The 19,111-nt window shown below is 71.5% G+C and carries 16 protein-coding genes and 1 pseudogene; 9 read left to right on the top strand and 8 right to left on the bottom strand.

Annotated features, from left to right (window positions below; genetic code table 11):
* Positions 1–152 precede the first annotated feature (152 nt).
* A pseudogene (locus HGB44_RS21305) lies at positions 153–3,119 on the top strand (Tn3 family transposase); the annotation flags it as partial.
* Between the two features lie 45 nt (positions 3,120–3,164).
* Here the strand turns inward: HGB44_RS21305 and HGB44_RS21300 are convergent.
* Genes HGB44_RS21300 through HGB44_RS21285 form a run of 4 tightly spaced genes read right to left on the bottom strand, consistent with a single transcriptional unit; the run spans position 3,165 to position 6,607 of the window.
* Positions 3,165–3,755 carry a cadmium resistance transporter gene (locus HGB44_RS21300; protein WP_017611618.1) on the bottom strand — a complete coding sequence of 197 codons (591 nt, stop codon included), beginning with the start codon at positions 3,753–3,755 and terminating at the stop codon, positions 3,165–3,167.
* On the bottom strand, positions 3,746–4,213 hold the full coding sequence (locus tag HGB44_RS21295; RefSeq protein ID WP_017611619.1) for a signal peptidase II: 468 nt from the start codon (positions 4,211–4,213) through the stop codon (positions 3,746–3,748). The genes HGB44_RS21300 and HGB44_RS21295 overlap by 10 nt, the downstream gene beginning before the upstream one ends.
* 44 nt (positions 4,214–4,257) lie before the next feature.
* Entirely contained in the window at positions 4,258–6,231 is a 1,974-nt protein-coding gene (locus HGB44_RS21290) for a heavy metal translocating P-type ATPase (protein WP_168444094.1), read from the bottom strand.
* Positions 6,224–6,607: an ArsR/SmtB family transcription factor gene (locus tag HGB44_RS21285; RefSeq protein ID WP_026118041.1), complete on the bottom strand. Its 384-nt coding sequence runs from the start codon at positions 6,605–6,607 to the stop codon at positions 6,224–6,226. The genes HGB44_RS21290 and HGB44_RS21285 overlap by 8 nt, the downstream gene beginning before the upstream one ends.
* A 43-nt stretch (positions 6,608–6,650) precedes the next feature.
* Here HGB44_RS21285 and HGB44_RS21280 point away from each other — a divergent pair, with 43 nt between their 5' ends.
* Genes HGB44_RS21280 through HGB44_RS32520 form a run of 3 tightly spaced genes read left to right on the top strand, consistent with a single transcriptional unit; the run spans position 6,651 to position 8,040 of the window.
* Positions 6,651–7,283: a class I SAM-dependent methyltransferase gene (locus HGB44_RS21280; protein ID WP_017611622.1), complete on the top strand. Its 633-nt coding sequence runs from the start codon at positions 6,651–6,653 to the stop codon at positions 7,281–7,283.
* Positions 7,284–7,288: 5 nt separating this feature from the next.
* Positions 7,289–7,909 (top strand): methyltransferase family protein, encoded by a 621-nt coding sequence (locus HGB44_RS21275; protein WP_017611623.1) that lies wholly within the window; start codon positions 7,289–7,291, stop codon positions 7,907–7,909.
* Positions 7,906–8,040 carry a hypothetical protein gene (locus tag HGB44_RS32520; RefSeq protein ID WP_017611624.1) on the top strand — a complete coding sequence of 45 codons (135 nt, stop codon included), beginning with the start codon at positions 7,906–7,908 and terminating at the stop codon, positions 8,038–8,040. The genes HGB44_RS21275 and HGB44_RS32520 overlap by 4 nt, the downstream gene beginning before the upstream one ends.
* Positions 8,041–8,074: 34 nt before the next feature.
* On the opposite strand, the gene HGB44_RS21270 is transcribed toward HGB44_RS32520, so the two are convergent.
* A complete protein-coding gene (locus HGB44_RS21270) occupies positions 8,075–9,121 on the bottom strand; it encodes a tyrosine-type recombinase/integrase (RefSeq protein WP_061083622.1) in 1,047 nt (348 codons plus the stop codon).
* A 491-nt stretch (positions 9,122–9,612) separates the two neighbouring features.
* Here HGB44_RS21270 and HGB44_RS21265 point away from each other — a divergent pair, with 491 nt between their 5' ends.
* Positions 9,613–9,864 carry a hypothetical protein gene (locus HGB44_RS21265; protein WP_061083623.1) on the top strand — a complete coding sequence of 84 codons (252 nt, stop codon included), beginning with the start codon at positions 9,613–9,615 and terminating at the stop codon, positions 9,862–9,864.
* Positions 9,865–10,054: 190 nt separating this feature from the next.
* Here HGB44_RS21265 and HGB44_RS21260 read toward each other — a convergent pair whose 3' ends face one another.
* From HGB44_RS21260 to HGB44_RS21250, 3 genes are all read right to left on the bottom strand, one after another.
* The gene (locus HGB44_RS21260; protein WP_061083624.1) at positions 10,055–10,486 is read right to left on the bottom strand and encodes an SRPBCC family protein; all 432 of its coding nucleotides are present in this window, start codon (positions 10,484–10,486) and stop codon (positions 10,055–10,057) included.
* Positions 10,487–10,698: 212 nt separating this feature from the next.
* Complete coding sequence (gene acnA / locus HGB44_RS21255) at positions 10,699–13,422, bottom strand: aconitate hydratase AcnA (protein ID WP_061083625.1); 2,724 nt, start codon at positions 13,420–13,422, stop codon at positions 10,699–10,701.
* A gap of 599 nt (positions 13,423–14,021) precedes the next feature.
* Complete coding sequence (locus HGB44_RS21250; RefSeq protein WP_061083626.1) at positions 14,022–14,957, bottom strand: LLM class F420-dependent oxidoreductase; 936 nt, start codon at positions 14,955–14,957, stop codon at positions 14,022–14,024.
* 124 nt (positions 14,958–15,081) lie between these two features.
* Here HGB44_RS21250 and HGB44_RS21245 point away from each other — a divergent pair, with 124 nt between their 5' ends.
* Genes HGB44_RS21245 through HGB44_RS21230 form a run of 4 tightly spaced genes read left to right on the top strand, consistent with a single transcriptional unit; the run spans position 15,082 to position 18,966 of the window.
* Positions 15,082–15,669: an RNA polymerase sigma factor gene (locus HGB44_RS21245; protein WP_061083627.1), complete on the top strand. Its 588-nt coding sequence runs from the start codon at positions 15,082–15,084 to the stop codon at positions 15,667–15,669.
* A complete protein-coding gene (locus tag HGB44_RS21240; protein WP_061083628.1) occupies positions 15,666–16,466 on the top strand; it encodes a hypothetical protein in 801 nt (266 codons plus the stop codon). Before HGB44_RS21245 ends, HGB44_RS21240 begins: the two co-directional genes overlap by 4 nt.
* Entirely contained in the window at positions 16,463–17,353 is an 891-nt protein-coding gene (locus tag HGB44_RS21235; protein ID WP_168444093.1) for an ATP-binding cassette domain-containing protein, read from the top strand. The genes HGB44_RS21240 and HGB44_RS21235 overlap by 4 nt, the downstream gene beginning before the upstream one ends.
* Complete coding sequence (locus tag HGB44_RS21230; protein WP_061082623.1) at positions 17,350–18,966, top strand: hypothetical protein; 1,617 nt, start codon at positions 17,350–17,352, stop codon at positions 18,964–18,966. The genes HGB44_RS21235 and HGB44_RS21230 overlap by 4 nt, the downstream gene beginning before the upstream one ends.
* Positions 18,967–19,111 lie beyond the last annotated feature (145 nt).

Genomic DNA, 19,111 nt, shown 5'->3' with positions numbered 1-19,111 from the left:
GGTTCGCAGTGGGGGTGTCGGTAAGGAGCGTGTCACCAGGTGCCAAGTAACCCGCGAGTAACTTACGGGTTCTCCGGACAACCAGCCCCAGCGCCCCGGAAGATCGTGGATAGCCGGGCGTACCGCTCGGCCAGGGACACGAGCGGGCAGGGGACGGTCGGGTGGCGCGTGATCTGGACCTGGACGAACTCCTCGACGCCTTCACCCTCACCGCCGACGAGTTGAGGCTGCTGCGGAACAAGTCCGGGGCGACCCGGCTCGGGTTCGCGCTGACCCTGCGTTTCCTGCTCTGGCGCGGCCGGTTCCCGCGCGGCCGCGGTGAGGTGCCCGACAACGCCGTCGTCCACGTGGCCAGGCAGGTCAAGGTCGAGCCTTCCGAGATCGCCTTCTACGACTGGCAGGGGCGTTCGGCCAAGCGGAACCGCACCGAGATCCGCGAGTTCACCGGCTTCGGCGAGTGCTCGGTTCCCGACGCCGAGAAGGTCACGCTGTGGTTGGCCGAGAACGTGTGCGACCAGGAGCGCAACCCCGACCGGGTACGCCAGCGCCTGCTGGAGCACTGCAAAGAGGAGCTGATCGAGCCGCCGGAGAAGACCCGCATCGAGCGGATCGTGCGCTCGGCGCTGAGCCAGGCCGAGGATCAGATGATGGCCCGCGCGGTGGGCGAGGTGCCCGCCGAGGTCGTGGAGCGGATGCTCACGCTGATCGGTCAGGCCAGCGACGACCCCGACGAGGCGCCGGCGGCAGGGGAGGGCCCCGAGGTGTATGCGCGGATCAAGGACGCCCCGGGCAATGTCAGCCTCAAGACGCTGATCGCGGAGAAGACGAAGCTGGAAGCGGTGCGCGCTGTCGGGGTGCCGCACCGGGCCTTCGCGCGCCTCCCGGCCACGATGGTGGCCGCGTGGCGGGACCGGGCCGCGGCCGAGGCTCCCTCGCACCTGCGCGGCCACCCGCACCAGATCAAGGTGTGCCTGCTGGGAGCGCTGCTGTTCTCACGTGAGCGGGAGATCACCGACACCCTGGTCGATCTGGTGATCTCGACCGTGCACAAGATCAACGCCCGCGCGGAGAAGGTCGTGACCGCCGAGTTCGTTCGCGACCTCAAGCGGGTCTCGGGCAAGGAGGACATCCTCTTCCGGATCGCCGAGGCGTCCGTGGGCTCGCCGGAGTCGCTGGTGCGCGAGGTGGTCTACCCGGCCGCCGGCGGTGAGCAGACGCTGAAGGACCTGCTGGCCGAGTTCCGGTCCAAGGGCACCAGCTACCGCCAGCACAAGCAGCGGGTGTTCAAGTCCTCCTACTCCAACCACTACCGCGTGGGGCTGCTCCAACTGCTGGACGTGCTGGAGTTCCACTCCTCCAACGACGTGCACCGCCCGCTGGTCAAGGCCCTGGAGCTGATCTGCCGCTACCGGGAGGTGGCCAACAACCGCCCCTACTACGACGCCGGTGAGCACGTCCCCGTCGACGGGGTGATCCCCTTCGAGCTGCGCGAGCTGCTGCACCGCACCGACCAGCGCGGCCGGGTGCGGGTGCTGCGCACCGTCTATGAGTGCGGGGTGTTCCAGAGCCTGCGCGAGCAGTTGCGCTGCAAGGAGATCTGGGTGGTGGGCGCGGACCGGTGGCGCAATCCGGATGAGGACCTGCCCGCCGACTTCGCGGACAAGCGCGTGGAGAACTACCGGAAGTTGAACCAGCCCCTGGATCCGGATGAGTTCATCGCGCGCCTGCGCGGCGACATGGTGACCGAGCTGGCCCACCTCAACGACGCGCTGCCCCGCCTGGGGTGGGTGGAGGTCGCCGAGCGCAAGGCGGGGGCGATCAGCCTGACGCCGTTGGAGGCGCGTGCTGAGCCGCGCAACCTGCGCAGGTTGAAGAAGGCGGTGCGCGCCAAGTGGGGTGTGGTCCCTTTGCTGGACATGCTCAAGGAGACCGCGCTGCGCACCGGGATGCTGGAGGCCTTCACCGGGGTCGGCACCCGCGAGGCCATCACCACCGAGGAGCTGTGGGAGCGGCTGATCCTGGTGATCTACGCCTATGGCACCAACACCGGGCTGCGTCGGGCGGCTGCGGGCGAGCACGCCTACTCCGAGGACGACCTGCGCTACATCCGGCGCCGCTACTTCACCATCGAGGGGGCCCGGGGCGCCGCCCGCGCGATCGCCAACGCGACCTTCGCCATCCGCTCCGAAGCGCTCTGGGGGCAGGGGTCGACCGCGGTGGGGTCGGACTCCACGCATGTGAAGGCGTTCGACCAGAACCTGTTCACCGAGTGGCACTCGCGGTACGGGGGCCGGGGTGTGCTCATCTACTGGCACATCGAGGAGCGGTCGATGGCCGTGCACTCCCAGTTGCTGTCGTGTTCGGCCTCGGAGGTGCACGCCATGGTGGAGGGGGCGATGCGGCACGGCACCTCGATGAACGTGGAGGCCAACTACGTCGACTCCCACGGCCAGTCCGAGATCGGGTTCGGTATCACGCGGTTGCTGGGGTTCAAGCTGTTGCCGCGCATCAAGCAGATCAACCGGGTCAAGCTCTACCAGCCCGACCGCGGCGACCTGGAAACCTACCCGCTGTTGCGGCCTGCGATGACCCGGCCGATCCGCTGGGACCTGATCGCCCAGCAGTACGACCAGATGATCAAGTACGCCACCGCGATCCGGCTGGGCACCGCCTCCACCGAGGCGATCCTGCGCCGCTTCACCCGGGCCGCCTCCCACCCCACCTACGCGGCGATGCTGGAGGTGGGCCGGGCCGAGAAGACCGCGTTTGCGGCGCGCTACCTGCGCGATCGCGATTTGCAGTACGAGGTGGGGTCGGGGCTGAACGTGGTGGAGAACTCCCACGGCATCCACGGCGAGATCCTCTACGGCAAGACGGGGGAGCTGTCCTCCAACCGCCGCGAGGAGCAGGAGTTGACCATGCTCGCCCTGCACATCCTCCAGGCGTGCCTGGTGTATGTGAACACGCTGATGCTCCAGCAGGTGCTGGCCGAACCCGAGTGGGAGAACACGCTGACGGCCGAGGACCGGCGCGGGCTCACCCCGCTGTTCTCCTCGAACATGAACCCCTATGGCGACATCCGTCTGAACATGGGCAACCGCCTGGCCCTGGGTGGATGAGACCGAGACGGTGTCCGGACCGGGTGCGGGAACCGGTGGGTGTGCCTACAGTCCGAAGGCGCCGCCCTCGATGAGGATGACCACACCCAGGACAATGAGGACCAGAGGCAGCAGGATGTGACCCCAGCGGCTGAGCGCGCGGGCGATGGGAGCGCGGGTGGCCAGGAACTTGCCGGCCGCGCACAGCACACCGACCAGGATCAGAAAGACCGTCGCGTAGACGGCCAGACTGGCGTAGCCGACGGTGACGAAGACGGGGACGTAAACGCCGATGTTGTCGCCGCCGTTGGCGAAGGTGACGGTGGCGACGGTGAGCAGGGCCGGGCCGTTGTCGCTGTCGGGGGCCTCATCGTCGTCATCGCCGCGCCACAGGTTCCAGGCCGCGCGCAGGCCCAGCAGCAGCGGCAGCAGCCCGAAGTAGGCGCGCACCTCCTCGGGCAGGAAACTCGCGCCGAAGGTGGCGGCCAGCGCGGCGGCCAAGATCGCGATGAAGCCCAGGTACTGCCCGGCCACGATCTTGGCGGTGGCCCCGCGGTGCCCGGCGCCTTGGGCGAAGAACAGCGCGAGCACCACGATGTCGTCGATGTTGGTGAGGGCGAACAGGCCGGCCGCCTGGGCGATGATGATCAGGTCCACGGGTCGGAGTCCTTACCGGGCGGTGCCGGTGCGCCCTGGCGGGCGGACGTGAGCACGAGCAGTACCGCCCCTGCGACGATGAAGGCGTCGGCGAGGTTGAAGGTGGGCCACCAGCCGCTGTGCAGGTAGTCGGTGACCACACCGTCCAGGCCGCGATCGATGAGGTTGGCCAGCGCACCGCCCAACATCCCGGCCAGACCGACGCGGCCCGCGAGCGGGGTGGTAGGGGCGGTGCGCCAGGCGTAGGCGGCCACGGCGGCGGTGATGAGCCCGGTGAGGGCCACGATGACCCATGTGGGCATGCTCGCGCCCAGGCTGAAAGCGACGCCGGGGTTGTAGGTCAGGCGCAACTCCAGCAGCCCCAGGAGTTGTGGTCCGGGCCCGCCGGTCAGCCGGTCTTCGGCTAGGGCCTTCAGGGCCAGGTCGGCGGCTGTGAGTGTGAGGGCGGCGGCCAGCACGCCCCAACGGGGGAGCGTGCCGGCCGCAGTCGGTGTCGTCGGCCTCACGCCGTCGCCCCCGCACGCTCGCGTGGTGCGGCGGTGGCGGGACCACCGGGAGCCAGTCCCAGGCGGCGGGTGCGTCCGGCGCGGATGCCGTTGCCGATGACCACGACCTCGGCCACCTCGTGCACCAGCACGACCGCGGCCAGGCCCAGGATGCCGAACAGGGCCAGGGGCATCAGGCCGATGATGATGGCCAGCGACAGTCCCACGCTCTGCCACATGATGACCCGAGAGCGGCGGGCGTGGCCCAGGACCTGGGGCAGGTGGCGCAGGTCCTCGCCCATCAAAGCGACGTCGGCGGTCTCGATGGCCACGTCGGTGCCCATGGCGCCCATGGCGATCCCGAGGTCGGCGGTGGCCAGGGCGGGTGCGTCGTTGACGCCGTCGCCGACCATCGCCACCGGGCCGTGTTCGCGTAGCTGGCCGACGATGCGGGACTTGTCCTCGGGGCGCAGCTCGGCGTGCACGTCACCCGGATCGATGCCCGCCTGGGCGGCCAGGGTGGTGGCGGTGGCGTGGTTGTCGCCGGTGAGCATCACCACCCGGTAGCCCGCACCGCGCAGGGAGGCCACGACCTCGCCCGCCTCGGGGCGCAGCTCGTCGCGCACCGCGATGGCGCCCAGCAGCGCGCCGTCGTCCTCGACCAGGACGGCGGTGGCCCCGGCGTGCTGCATCCGCTTCACGTCCCCGGCCAGTGGGTCGGCCTCGATCCAGCCCGGTCGGCCCAACCGGACACTGCGGCCGTTCAGGGTTCCGGTGAGCCCGGCTCCGGTGACCGCCTCCACGTGCTCGGCCCGCTGGGGTGCGGGGGCGGCGGCCAGGATGGCGCGGGCGAGGGGGTGTTCGCTGCGCTCCTCCAGCGCGGCGGCCACCGCCAGTACCTGCTCTGCGGTGTGGCCGGGCGCCGGGGCGGTTTCGATGACGGCCGGGCGGTTGCGGGTCAGGGTGCCGGTCTTGTCCAACGCGACGGTCTTGACCCGGCCCATGGCTTCGAGGGCGGCGCCGCCCTTGACCAGGGTGCCGTGCTTGGAGGCGGCGCCGATCGCGGCGACCACGGTGACCGGGACGGAGATGGCCAGCGCGCAGGGGGAGGCGGCCACCAGCACGACCAGGGCGCGTTCGATCCACATCAGCGGGTCACCGAAGAGCGCCCCGAGGGCGGCGATGAGGGCGGCGGCGATCATCACCCCGGGCACCAGCGGTTTGGCGATCTTGTCGGCCAGGCGCTGTCCGGCGCCCTTGCGGGACTGCTCGGCCTCCACGATGGAGACGATGCGGGCCAGGGAGTTGTCGGCCGCGGTGGAGGTGACGGTCACCTCCAGGACGCCGGTGCCGTTGATGGAGCCGGCGAACACCTCGTTCCCGGGTCCGGCCTCGACGGGGACGGACTCGCCGGTGATGGCCGAGGTGTCCAGGCTGGTGTGCCCGGAGGCGATACGGCCGTCGGTGGCCAGGCGCTCCCCGGGGCGCACCACCAGCGTGTCGCCCACGACCAGCTCGGCCGGGTCGACGGTGCGCTCGGTTCCGTCGCGCAGCACTCTGGCCTGGTCGGGGACCAGGTCCAGCAGGGCGCGTAGGCCGCGGCGGGTGCGGGCCACGGAGTACTCCTCCAGCCCTTCGGCGATGGTGTAGAGCACCGCCAGCATCGCGGCCTCGCCCACCTCACCCAACAGCACGGCGCCAACGGCGGCGATGGTCATCAGCGTGCCCACGCCGATCCTGCCCTTAGCCAGGCGGCGCACGGTGGAGGGGACGAACGTCCACCCCGCGACCGCCAGCGCGGCGGCCTTGAGAACCAACCCCACCAGGTCGCCGGCGCCGACCCAGCCCGCGCCGTACCCGGCCAGCAGCAGCGCCGCGGCGACGGCGGCGAAGCGGATCTCGCTCACCTGCCACAACGCCTCCGGTTCGTGCTCTTCGGCTGCTTCCCCTGCGCGGGGCTCGTCGCCACCGCATCCGCACGCGTCACTCACCGCGCACCTCCGTCATCGTCGTGCTGTCGGTTCCGTAGTTGGGGCACAGTGCGACCGCGCTGCCGGTCGCGGCCAGCAGGATCTCGGCCGAGGCCAGCAGGTCCAGCAGCTCGGGGCGGGTCAGGGAGTAGAACACCTGCCGTCCCTCGGGACGCCCGTCGACCAGGTTGCAGTCGCGCAGGCATGCCACGTGCTTGGAGATCGTGGACTGGGCCAGTCCCAACTGTTCCACCAGGTCGGACACCCGCGCCTCACCTTGGGCCAGGCGGCGCACGATGGCCAGCCGGGTGCCGTCGGAGAGGCTGTGGAAGAGCGCCTCGGCAGCGCCCAAGCCCGTAGTTGTGGCTACGCACTCATCCGTGCTATTCATCGTCATATAGCGATCATATCCCATGTTGGCGATGTTGAAAGGTGTGGGCATGCTCATGAACCGCGTGGAGTCGGCGCTGATCGACTCACCGCCCCGGCGCTGGTTGCAGCACTACGAGGCCGCAGTGCTGGTCGAACTGGGCGGGCGCACGCCAGGCGCCCACACCGCCGAGCTGGGATGCGGACCCGGATACGGCACCAAACTCATCCTGGACACCTTCGGCGCCGCGTCCGTGGACGCCGTGGACCTGGACCCCAAAATGCTGGCCAAAGCACGGCGCCGCCTTCAGCGCCACGGCGAGCGCGTCTACCTCGCGCGCGGCTCGGCCACCGACCTGGCCGCCGCCTTCGGCCCCATCGACGGCGGAAAGGACGCCTCCTACGACGCGGTGTTCGACTTCGCGATCATCCACCACATCCCGAACTGGAGAGAGGCCCTGGCCGAGGTCGCCCGCGTTCTCACACCGGGTGGCCGGTTCTTCTTCGACGAGGTCACCGCCACCGCCCTGGCCCGCCCCACCTACAAGGCCCTGTTCGACCACCCCACCGCCGACCGGTTCAGCGCGGGCGAGTTCCTCGCCGAGCTGCCCCGCCACGGCCTGCACATCGGCGAGAACTGGCGCACCCGCATCGGTAGCGACTACCTCCTCGGCGTCGCCACCCGCACCCAAAAGGGCAGGTGAGCACGATGGCCATCACCGCACTGGTGCTCTACGGCGTCTTCATCGTCCTGACCGCGACCAAGACGCAACTCCAACGACGCCACGGCACCGACACCGGGATCCGACGCCCGGCCAGCCCGCTGGCCTGGGCCGCCCGACTCCCGCTCGCACTGGGCAGCCTGGCCACCGGCGTCGCCGCACCCATCGCCGAACTGGCCGGCCTCACGCCGCTGCCCGGCCTCGACCAGCCCGCCCTGCGCACCGCCGGCGCGGCCCTGGCCGCCCTGGGCGTGGCGGGGACCTTCGCCACCCAGCTCGCCATGGGCCAGGCCTGGCGAACCACACCCGATGAGACCGAACGCCCGCACCTGGTGACCGGCGGCCCGTTCCGCATCGCCCGCAACCCCATCTACACCGCCTACACCGCGATGTCGCTGGGCCTGGCCCTGACGGTCCCCAACCCCATCGCCGTACTCGGCGCAGCCGCCGTCCTCATCGGCGTTCAAATGCAGGTCAGGGCGATCGAGGAACCCTACCTGCGGCGCATCCACGGCGCCGCCTACTCCGGTTACGCCGCGCGCACCGGCCGTTTCCTGCCCGGGATCGGCCGCCTCACCGACCACACCACCACGAAGGGACCCCGATGAGCGGCTGCTGCACCCCGAGCGACCAGGACCCCACCCCCGAAGAAGAGCGCACCGGCACGATCGCGCTGGTCCTCGTCGTGGCCATCAGCGCCGCCACCCTGGTGGTCGTCGGCGCCTTCCTGCTGTCCTAGGGCACGCATGAGGCATCGTGCGGCGCTGCGGGCCTCACCGGTCGACGGTGAGCACCTCCAGGGCGGCGGCCTTGTCGGCCTCGGTGGGCAGAGCGTAGCGGCGGGTGGTGTTGATGTCGGCGTGCCCCATCAACTCGGCCACGGTCACCAGGTCCACCGGCTCCTTCGCCAGGTCGCCGCAGCCGCGCACCAGGTCGGTGCCGAAGGTGTGCCGTAGCACGTGTGGGCCGAACGCCTCCCCGTCGTCGCCCGGTCCGATTCCGGCCGCTGACCCCAACTCGCACACCACCGCGTTCGCCGCCCGCGTCGACAGCGCCTGGCCGTCGCGGTTGCGCACCAGCGGACCGGCAGCAGGGCGGCCGAGCTCGTCCAGGAGGAGTTCGAGGGAGGCGCGGGCCTCGGCGTGCAGCGGGACGGTGCGGTCCTTGCCGCCCAACCGTCCCTTGCCGCGCACCCGCACGCTGCCCCGGCGCGCGGACAGGCGGATGTCGGCCGCGTCCAGGGCGACGATCTCGGCGATGCGCAACCCCGTGTAGTAGGCCAGGTGGCAGATCACCCGGTCCCGGGCGGAGGCGTCGCGGGCCACGGTGCGCAGGAACCTCAGCTTGGCGCGGGCCTCGAGCGCGCGTGGAGCGCTGGGGCGGGCCAGGTGCTCGCGGACCACGTCGGGCCGTCCCGAGCCGCGCAGGGCGAAGAAGGCGTCGATGGCGGCGAGGCGGTTGTTGATGGTGGCCGCCGACAGGTGGGTTCCCCGGGCGGTGCGGGTGTTCTTCAACGTGCGGCGGTAGTCGCGCACCGCCCAGTCCCGCGCGGCCGCATCGCACAGCGGGTCGCCGTCCAGGGCGCCGGCCTCGCGCGCCTGGGCGAGCCAGGCCAGGAAGTGGGCGGCGTTGCGCCGGTACTTGTCGCGGGTGGCCGTCCCCAAATCGGTGGAGGCGGCCAGCTTCTCGCCGAAGGCACGGTGTTCATCCGCCAGGTCGTCGGGCAGGTCGAGGGTTCGGCGCGGCCGACCGGTGCGTGTGTTTCCAGAAGTGGAAACCGGGGGCTGTCCTCCGACAGGAGGTGTGTTTCCAGAAATCATGTCCTCAGGCTACTTCCGGGAACGCTGATTTCCAGAAGTACGGGCATCCGCCGCAAGCGTCGACTAAGTTACTCGCGGGTTACTTGGCACTTGGTGACGCGCTCCTTACCGACACCCCCAGTGGGGGCGAGATGTCCGGGATTTACCCTTCGGCACCGCCGCGGGCCCTCCTTCCGGCGCACTCGCGAGCGCTCCCGAACGTCCTGCCGTGCGGAACCCGGGCCACCACGCGGATGCCGCCGCCGCCCCGGCCCCCCGGCCGTGCCTCGCGCGCACCCGGGGGCGCGGCACCTCGATTTTGGTGTTTACACAGGTCCCTGGTGTTCCCTCTTGGGTTGCTCCGGCGTCAGGATGAACGAGGAAGACAAAAGTGACAAAGAGGACAAAGTCGGGCGGTGCCACGCGTCCAGCGATGCGCCGACAGCACGACTGGACGCGACCGCGTCCGCACGACCGCTCCCCAACCCGAGCTTCGAAGGGAACCCGCCACCATGCAGAGGAAGACCCTGCGCCGATTCGCGTTCACCGTCGTCGCCGCACCCGTCCTGGCGCTCGGGGCCCCGGCCCTGGCCTCGGCGGACAGCTACTACTCGTCCAGCTGGTCGGGGGCCGGTTCCGACGGGGCGTACAGCTACGTGGTCAAGTCCGGCTCCGGCCACGGCCACTCCTGGTACTACCACTCCTGGTCCCACGCCGGCCCCCACGGGGCCTACCACTCCAGCGTCAGCAGCGGCAGCCACTGACACACCGGGTGGAAGGGACGGCTCCCGGTGCCGCACGGCGGCGCCGGGAGTTCGCGTGTCCGGGGCGCGGAGCGGGCGCCCCGGTGTCGCGGGGCGTTCCCGTCCCGGGACACGGACCGGTCCCCCCACCGCCTCCGCGGCGGTGGGGGGACCGGGGCAAGCGCCGGGCGGGGCCGGGCCCGGCGCCGTGTCAGCCGGTCGGGTTCTCCCTGCCGGGCTCGACGAAGGCCTTGAAGCGCTTCATGTCGCCCTTGGCCCGGGTCTTGACCAGGCCGAGCTTGTCGCCGAGCTGCTCGACCACGCCCTCCGGGACCGTCTTGAGCTGGAGGGTGATCCTGCTGCTGGTGTCGGACAGGCGGTGGAAGGTCACCACCCCGGCGTGGGTCGTACCGTCCGTGGTCTTCCAGGCGATCCGCTCCCCGGGGACCTGTTCGGTGACCACGGCCTCGAAGTCCCTCTTCTGGCCGCCGATCTCGATGGTCCAGAGCATGTGCCCGTCACCGGTGCGGACGACCTTGTCGACCCCCTCCATGAAGGCGGGGAACTCCTCGAACCTCGTCCACTGGGCGTAGGCGGCGGTGACCGGGACGTCGACCTCCACCGTCTCGATGATCTCTGACATTGATCCGGTTCCTTCGCCGTAGCTTGCGTTCGTTCCCTACCGGTGCCGCTACCCGACCCGACGCGGGCAAACCACGGTGGCTATACCTTTTCGTTACCTTCTGTGGAGGGAGGGGCGAACGCGAACGGGGCCGCCACCGTCGTTCGGACGGTGGCGGCCCCGCGCAGCCGCGTGGGGTGCCCGCACGCGGGATCTCCCGCGCGCGGACCCGCCTACTTGGCGATCAGCTGGCGCAGCACGTACTGCAGGATGCCGCCGTTGCGGTAGTAGTCGGCCTCACCGGGGGTGTCGATGCGCACCACGGCGTCGAACTCCACGCCGGTGTCGGTGCTGACCTTCACCGTCTCCGGGATACCGCCCTCGTTCAGCTCGGTCACGCCGGTGATGGAGAAGGTCTCCTCGCCGGTCAGGCCGAGGGAGTCGGCGGACTGGCCCTCGGGGAACTGGAGCGGCAGGACGCCCATGCCGATCAGGTTCGAGCGGTGGATGCGCTCGTAGGACTCGGTGATGACCGCGCGCACGCCCAGCAGGCTGGTGCCCTTGGCCGCCCAGTCGCGCGAGGAGCCCGAACCGTACTCCTTGCCGCCCAGGACGACCAGCGGGATCTCCTGGTCGGCGTAGTTGCGGGCGGCGTCGTAGATGAACGACACCGGGCCCTCGGGCTGGGTGAAGTCGCGGGTGTAGCCGCCCTCGGTGCCCGGCGCGATCTGGTTGCGCAGGCGGATGTTGGCGAACGTGCCCCGGATCATCACCTCGTGGTTGCCGCGGCGCGAACCGTAGGAGTTGAAGTCGCGGCGCTCCACACCGTTGGCCTTGAGGTACTCGGCCGCGGGGGTGCCCGGCTTGATGGCGCCGGCCGGGGAGATGTGGTCGGTGGTGACCGAGTCGCCCAGCTTGGCCAGGACCCGGGCGCCGGTGATGTCGGTGACCGGGGCCGGGGTGGTCTCCATGCCCTCGAAGTAGGGGGGCTTGCGGACGTAGGTCGACTCGCCCTCCCACTCGAAGGTGTTGCCCGTCGGGGTGGGCAGCGAGCGCCAGCGCTCGTCACCGGCGAACACGTCCGAGTACGCGGACTCGTACATGTCCGAGGCGATCGCGGAGTCCATGACCTGCTGGATCTCCTCGGCGCTCGGCCAGATGTCGGCCAGGAAGACGGGCTCGCCGTCCTTGTCGACGCCCAGCGGCTCCGTGGTGATGTCCACGTCCATCGACCCGGCCAGCGCGTAGGCGACCACCAGCGGCGGCGAGGCCAGGTAGTTCATCTTCACGTCCGGGTTGATCCGGCCCTCGAAGTTGCGGTTGCCGGACAGGACCGCGGAGACGGCCAGGTCGTTGTCCTGGACGGCCTGGGAGATCTCCTCCGGCAGCGGGCCGGAGTTGCCGATGCAGGTGGTGCAGCCGTAGCCGACCAGGTTGAAGCCCAGCTTGTCCAGGTACGGGGTCAGGCCGGAGCGCTCGTAGTAGTCGGTGACGACCTTGGAGCCCGGGGCCATGGAGGTCTTGACCCACGGCTTGCGGGTCAGGCCCTTCTCCACCGCCTTCTTGGCCAGCAGGGCGGCGCCCAGCATGACCGAGGGGTTGGAGGTGTTGGTGCAGGAGGTGATCGCGGCGATCACCACGGCGCCGTGGTCGATCTCGGTCTCGGTCCCGTCGGCCATGGTGACCTTGACGGCCTTGTGCGGACGGGCGCCGTTGGCGGCCGGGGACGGGGCGTCGGAGGCCGGGAAGGACTCCTCGCCCGCCTCGTCGACCTCGTCCTCGACGTAGTTGCGCACGTCGTGGCGCCAGGTGCTCTTGGCCTCCGACAGCGCGATGCGGTCCTGCGGGCGCTTGGGACCGGCGATGGAGGGGACCACCTCGGCCAGGTCGAGCTCCAGGTACTCGGAGAACTCGGGCTCGTTGGCCGGGTCGTGCCAGAAGCCGTTGGCCTTGGCGTAGGCCTCGGTCAGGGCCACCTGCTGCTCGGAGCGGCCGGTCAGCTTCATGTACCGGATGGTCTCGTCGTCGATCGGGAAGATCGCGGCGGTGGAGCCGAACTCCGGGCTCATGTTGCCGATGGTGGCGCGGTTGGCCAGCGGCACGGAGGCCACGCCCTCGCCGTAGAACTCGACGAACTTGCCGACCACGCCGTGCTGGCGCAGCTTCTCGGTGATGGTGAGCACCAGGTCGGTGGCGGTGGTGCCGGGCTGGAGCTCACCGGTCAGCTTGAAGCCGACCACGCGCGGGATGAGCATGGAGATCGGCTGGCCGAGCATGGCGGCCTCGGCCTCGATGCCGCCCACGCCCCAGCCCAGGATGCCCAGGCCGTTCTGCATGGTGGTGTGCGAGTCGGTGCCGACGCAGGTGTCGGGGTAGGCCTGGCCGCCGCGGCTCATGGTGACGCGCGCCAGGTGCTCGATGTTGGCCTGGTGCACGATACCGGTGCCGGGCGGGACGACCTTGAACTCGTCGAAGGCGGTCTGGCCCCAGCGCAGGAACTTGTAGCGCTCGTAGTTGCGCTCGTACTCGATCTCGACGTTGCGCTCGAAGGCGTCGGGGCGGCCGAAGAGGTCGACGACGACGGAGTGGTCGATCACCAGCTCGGCGGGGGCGAGCGGGTTGATCTTGTCCGGGTCGCCGCCCATGTCGCGCACGGCCTCGCGCATGGTGGCGAGGTCGACGACGCAGGGGACGCCGGTGAAGTCCTGCATGATCACCCGCGCGGGGGTGAACTGGATCTCCTGGTTGGGCTGGGCCTTGGGGTCCCAGCCGCCCAGGGCCCGGATGTGGTCGGCGGTGACGTTCGCACCGTCCTCGGTGCGCAGGAGGTTCTCCAGCAGCACCTTCAGGCTGTAGGGAAGCCGCCTGGAACCCTCAACGGTCTCCAGACGGAAGATCTCGTACGACTCGTCGCCAACGCGCAACGTGTCACGGGCGCCGAAGCTGTTCGCGGACACGGTGTCTGCCTCCTGATCTCGCCACTTACGTTCCCAGCATCCTGCCTCATGGGGCGGATGCGGGACCTACTGAGGCCGCCCTGACCGGATACCGGGGGCGAAGGGCCGCGGGGGTGACCTCCGCCTGCCTCCCGGCCTCCGTCAGGCCCGCCGTGGCCTGCGACGACACCACTCGCCACCGGCCGGGCGACCCACTGGTAGCGGGCGCCCACGTTGTCCGGCCCGGGTGCGGTCAAGCGGTCAACTTCACACACCCGAACCGGGAGCGGGCCGAGGGGAACCCCGCTGTTATCTTGATGTCAAGGTATCTAACTTGTATCTCGATATCAAGTTATCGGGCGGCCGCCAACGGCGTGCGACCGCCCCCTCGCTGTGCCTTCCTGGGCCCCGCTCGGCTTCGCCCACCCCTCGACCGCCACCGCCCTCAACGGACGCCGCGCGCAGCCCTTCCTGCGTTCGGGCACCCGGGGAGCGGAAACCGGGTTGAAGCGGGCACGGTGGCGCCCGCAGTGAGGCGGCCCGTTCCTCGCGGCCCCGCCTCCGCCGCCTCTCCAGCGACCCCGCGGGCGTCCGGACGTCCGGACGCCCGGGGCCGCGGATCAGTCCAGCTGCGGCGCGACCTGCGACGCCACCAGCTCCAGGTGGTCCAGGTCGGACATGTCCAGCATCTGGAGGTACATGCGCTCGGCGCCCGCCTCGGCGAAGCGGCCGATCCTGTCCACCAGCTCGTTCGGGGTGCCCGCCAGGCCGTTCTCCCGCAGCTCGGGCACCTCTCGGCCGATCCGTTCGGCCCGCCGGGCCACCTCCGCCTCGTCCCTGCCCACGCACAGGACCTGCGCGGCGGAGTAGACCATCGGCGTGCCGCGCCCCGAGGCCCGCACGGCGGCCCGGGTCCGTTCGAAGGCGGCCGAGGTGTCCTCGACCCAGCTGAAGGGCACGTTGTACTCGTCGGCGTACTTGGCGGCCAGGCGCGGCGTGCGCTTGGGTCCGGTGCCGCCGATCAGCACCGGCGGACGCGGACCCTGCTGCGGCTTGGGCAGCGCGGGCCCCTCCGCCAGGCGGTAGTGCTTGCCCTCGTAGCGGAAGGTCTCCCCCGCCGGGGTCGACCACAGGCCGGTGATGATGTCCAGCTGCTCCTCGTAGCGGTCGAAGCGCTCACGGGCGGTGGCGGGGAAGGGGATCCCGTAGACCGCGTGCTCCTCCTCGAACCAGCCCGAGCCGAAGCCGAACTCCACCCGGCCGTCGCTCATGCGGTCGACCTGGGCGACGGAGATCGCCAGGGGAGCGGGGTAGCGGAACGTCGCCGCGGTCATCAGCGTGCCCAGGCGGATACGGGAGGTGTCCCGGGCGAGCCCGGCGAGAGTGATCCAGGCGTCGGTGGGCCCGGGGAGGCCGCTGACGTGATCCCCCATGTGCAGGTAGTGGTCAGACCGGAACAGAGCGTCAAAACCCAGGTCCTCGACGGCCCTGGCGACGGTGAGCTGGTCCTCGTAGGTGGCCCCCTGTTGGGGCTCAAGGAAGATCCTCAGACGCATAAGCCCCATTTTCTCCCACACCGGGGACCAGACCGAAACCGCCGCGCGGTTACCGTGGAAAAGACGCCTCCGCGCCCCGCCGTCCGCCGAACCGAAACACGCGCCTCCCGCGATAGACCTCCACGTGAAGCTGCTCCGCCGCGCGCGCCGCCGCGCGCCCTCCTACGACCCGGACAGCACCGACCCGGTGCTGCTGGCCGCCGTCGCCGCGGGCGAGACCCGTGCGCTGGAGTTCCTGCACCGCCGGCACGCCACCTGGCTGCGGGCCCGGCTGCGCTACCGGTGCTCGGACCCCGACCAGCTCGACGCCGCCCTCCAGGAGACCTTCCTGGCCGTGTGGAGGAGCGCGGGCTCCTTCACCCCCCGCCCGGGCGACACCGACGCCGGGGCCTGGCTGTGGACCATCGCGATCCGCCAGCTCATCTCCCAGCTGCGCAAACGCGCCAACCGCTGGATAGCCGACAGCGACACCGAACCCTACGAGACCATCGGCGACGCCTCCGCCGAGGACACCGTGCTGCTCAACATCGAGCACGGCCCGTTGGGCGCCGCCCTGCACTCCCTCTCGCCAGAACTGCGCTCGGCCATCCAGGCCACCGTGCTCGACGGACTCACCGTCCGGGAGGCCGCGCAGATCCTCCAGATCCCGGAGGGAACCGTCAAGACACGGGTCATGCGCGCCAAGGCGCGACTACGGGAGGCACTGACATGAGCTGGCACCTGACCCCTGCCCAGGCACACGAGTACGCCCACCACCGCTCCGACGACGTCACCGCCATGTCCGTGGAGGCCCACATCACCCACTGCGCGCCCTGCCGCGGCCTGCTGCCCGCCGACGAGCCCTGGCTGGCCCGGAGCTGGGAGGACCTGCGCGACGTCGTGGACCGCCCCCGGCGCGGGCCCGTCGAGTCCCTGCTGTCCTCGCTGGGGCTGGGCGAGGGCACCGCCAAGCTGCTGGCCGCCACCCCCTCCCTGTACCGGGCCTGGCTGCTGGCCACGGTCGTGGTGCTGACGGCCGCCCTGCTGGCCGCCCACCACCTGCCGCACGGTTCGCTGATGTTCACCTTCACCGCCCCGGTGGTGCCCCTGGCCGGGGTGGCCCTGGCCTACGGGCGCGGGGTGGACCCGGCCCACTCCCTGACCTCGGTCACGCCGCTGGCGGGCCAGCGGCTGCTGTTCCTGCGCACCTGCGCGGTGCTGGTGCCCGCGCTGACCCTGTGCATGTCGGCGGCGCTGCTGCTGCCCCACGCCCACACCCCGTGGAAGGCGGTGTTCTGGCTGCTGCCCGCCCTCACCCTGGTCGCCGGGTCCCTCGTGCTCAGCCGCTGGATGCACCTGGGCGCGGCCAGCGCCGCGGTGGGGCTGCTGTGGCTGACCGCCCTGGGCGTCCTGACCACCTCCGAGGACGCCACGCCCCTGCATCTGCTCGCGCCCCAGGCCCAGATGTGGTGGGCGGGCGCGCTCACCGCCCTGCTCGGCGCGCTCCTGCTGCGGGTGAGGACGGCGTGAGCGCGACGACCGCACAAGCCGCCGTCAGCGTCCGCGGGCTGGGGCACCGCTACGGCACCCGCACCGCCCTGGCCGGGATCGACCTGGACCTTGGCCCCGGCGTGGCCGGGCTGCTGGGGCGCAACGGCGCGGGCAAGACCACCCTGCTGCGCTGCCTGGCCACCGACCTGGAGGCCGACGACGGCGAACTGCGCGTGCTCGGACACGACCCCGCTCGGGCCGCCGAGCGCACCGAGATCCGCCGCCACCTGGGCTACCTGCCGCAGAACCCCGAGTTCTACCCGTACTTCACCGCGTTCGGCCTGCTGGACTACATGGCGGTGCTCAAGGAGCTGGGCGGACGCCGCGCCCGCCACGACGAGGTGCGCCGGGTCCTGGAACGGGTCGGTCTCCACGACCGCCGCCACAGCCGGGTCCGCCGCCTGTCCGGCGGTATGCGCCAGCGGCTGGGCCTGGCCTCGGCCCTGCTCGGCGACCCCCGGGTGCTGCTGCTGGACGAGCCGACCATCGGCCTGGACCCCGAGCAGCGCATCCGGTTCCGCGGCCTGGTCTCGGAGCTGGCCGTGCGCAGCACCGTGGTGCTGTCCACCCACCAGATCGAGGACGTGGCCGCCCTGTGCCAGCGCGTGGTGTGCCTGGACAGGGGCCGGGTGGTCTTCGACGGGACCCCCCGCACGCTGGTGGACCGGGCGCGCGGGCACGTGTGGGAGCGCGACGGCCACCCCGGTCGGGAGTACACCGCCTGGCGCCTGGCCGACGGGCGCTACCGGGTACTCACCCCCGCGGACGGCGCCGCGCCCGGCCCCGCGGACGGCCTGGAGCCGGTCGAGCCCAGCCTGGAGGACGCCTACCTGCTGCTCACCGGCGTGGAACAGGGGGAGCGGTGAGCCTCACCCGGCACACGGCCGGCGCCGCCCCGGAGGAGGGGACACCCGCCGGGGAGGAGGCCGCGGCCCCGGGCCGGCGCGCCGCACGAAGGCACGCCGCCCGGAGCACGGCCACGTTCGCCCGCCTGACCTGGTTCAACGCGCTCCGCCTGGCCCGCAACCCGGTCCTGGCCCCGGGCGTCCTCGTGGGCCTGTACGTGCTCGCGGCCCCGGACTGGGCTGGCCGGACGGCCACCCTGGAGGGCTGGTACGACAACGCCAACTCCGCCGCGTCGGCCGTGGGCGCGATGCTGTTCGCCGTGGTCGCCTTCCCCGCCATGCGCGAGGCCCGCTACTCCCCCCGCCTGGTCTCCCCGCTGGGCCGGACGGGACGGCTGCTGGCGCTGATGGCGGCGTCCTCACTGGTCAGCACGGCGCTGGTCGTGCTGTGGGCCGGGGTGGACCGCTGGCTGTCCCCTCCCCTGCTGGGCACACTGAGCCCGTACGCCTATCCAGCGCCCCTCCTGCTGGCGGCCGCGGGCCCGCTGCTGTCCATCGCCCTGGTGGCGTGGACGCGCTCCTACCTGCCGCTGGTCGTGACCCTGCTGGCCCTGCCCGCCTACTGGCTGTACGGCGTCTCGACGGCGGACAGCGGCCTGTCGAGCGCCGTGCTGCGGGTGGAGTGGGCGGCCCGCGTCGCCCTGCACCCCTTCAACGTGCGCGCCCCCTCCGTCACCGACGTGGCCGCCGTCTACCTGGTCTACTCGGTGCTGGTCGTGGCCCTCCTGGCCGTCCTGGCCGCGGCCGCGCGGGGCCGCCGTGCCCACAGGGCGGCATGCCTGGGCGCGGCCGCCGTGCTGCTGGCCGCCACCGTGGGCACCGTCGCCCACGGCCGCCTGACCCAGCCGCTGTACTCCCCCATCCCCGACAGCCGGGTCCACGGCGCGCAGGGGCCCTCCTGCCAGACCAGGGAGGGCGTCACCTACTGTCCCCTGCCCGGCTTCGAACCGTGGGTGGAGCGCTGGCACGGCGCACTGGGGCCGGCCATGGACCTGCTGCCCGAGGTCCCGCGCGAGCGCATGCCCGTGGTGTGGCAGGAGAGCTACTCCTACCAGCGGGAGCTGGACGTCCCCCGGGACCGGGACGTGGTGGTCCACGCGTACACGGGGGGCGGGGAGCACTACTGGCGGACCGAGCTGGTGGGCAGCGCGGCCCGGGTGGTCCTGGGCCTGCCCGACCACCACGAGACCGGCTGCCTGGGCACCGGCCAGGCGCGCGTGCTGCTGGCGGCGTGGCTGGCCGCCGGCGTGGAGGGCATGTCCCGCTACGACACGCTGGACACGCTGGCCGCGAACCTGTACGCCTACCGGCCCTCCCCGGTGGACCTGGAGCTCTCCCTGGCCCTGGCCGACCTGCCGGAGGAGCGGGTGAGCCGGGTCCTGGCGCGGAACTGGGAGAGGCTGACCGACCCGCGCACGACCAGCCTGGAGCTGGCGCGGCTGCTGGACGCGCCGCTGCGGGAGACCTCCACCGCACCCGCCGGGTCCGGGGACTGGGAGCGGCTGTACCCCGAGCACGAGTACCACACCTACGAGGAGGGCCCGGGGTGGAGGGCGCAGCCCGTGTGCGGCTGAGCCGAGGCCGGGTTATCGAAACGCCTATGGCCCGTCAGCGGACTTGTCGGGTGGGTCTTCCTCGTCGCATCATGCGCGGGGGTGGGCGCACACACCACACACCGCTTTCCGACAGCAGCAGAGGATCACTCCTGTGCCCTCGTGC

The organism is Nocardiopsis alborubida, from assembly GCF_012396365.1.
GTDB lineage: Bacteria > Actinomycetota > Actinomycetes > Streptosporangiales > Streptosporangiaceae > Nocardiopsis > Nocardiopsis alborubida.
This window is presented reverse-complemented; position numbering and strand designations above follow the sequence as displayed.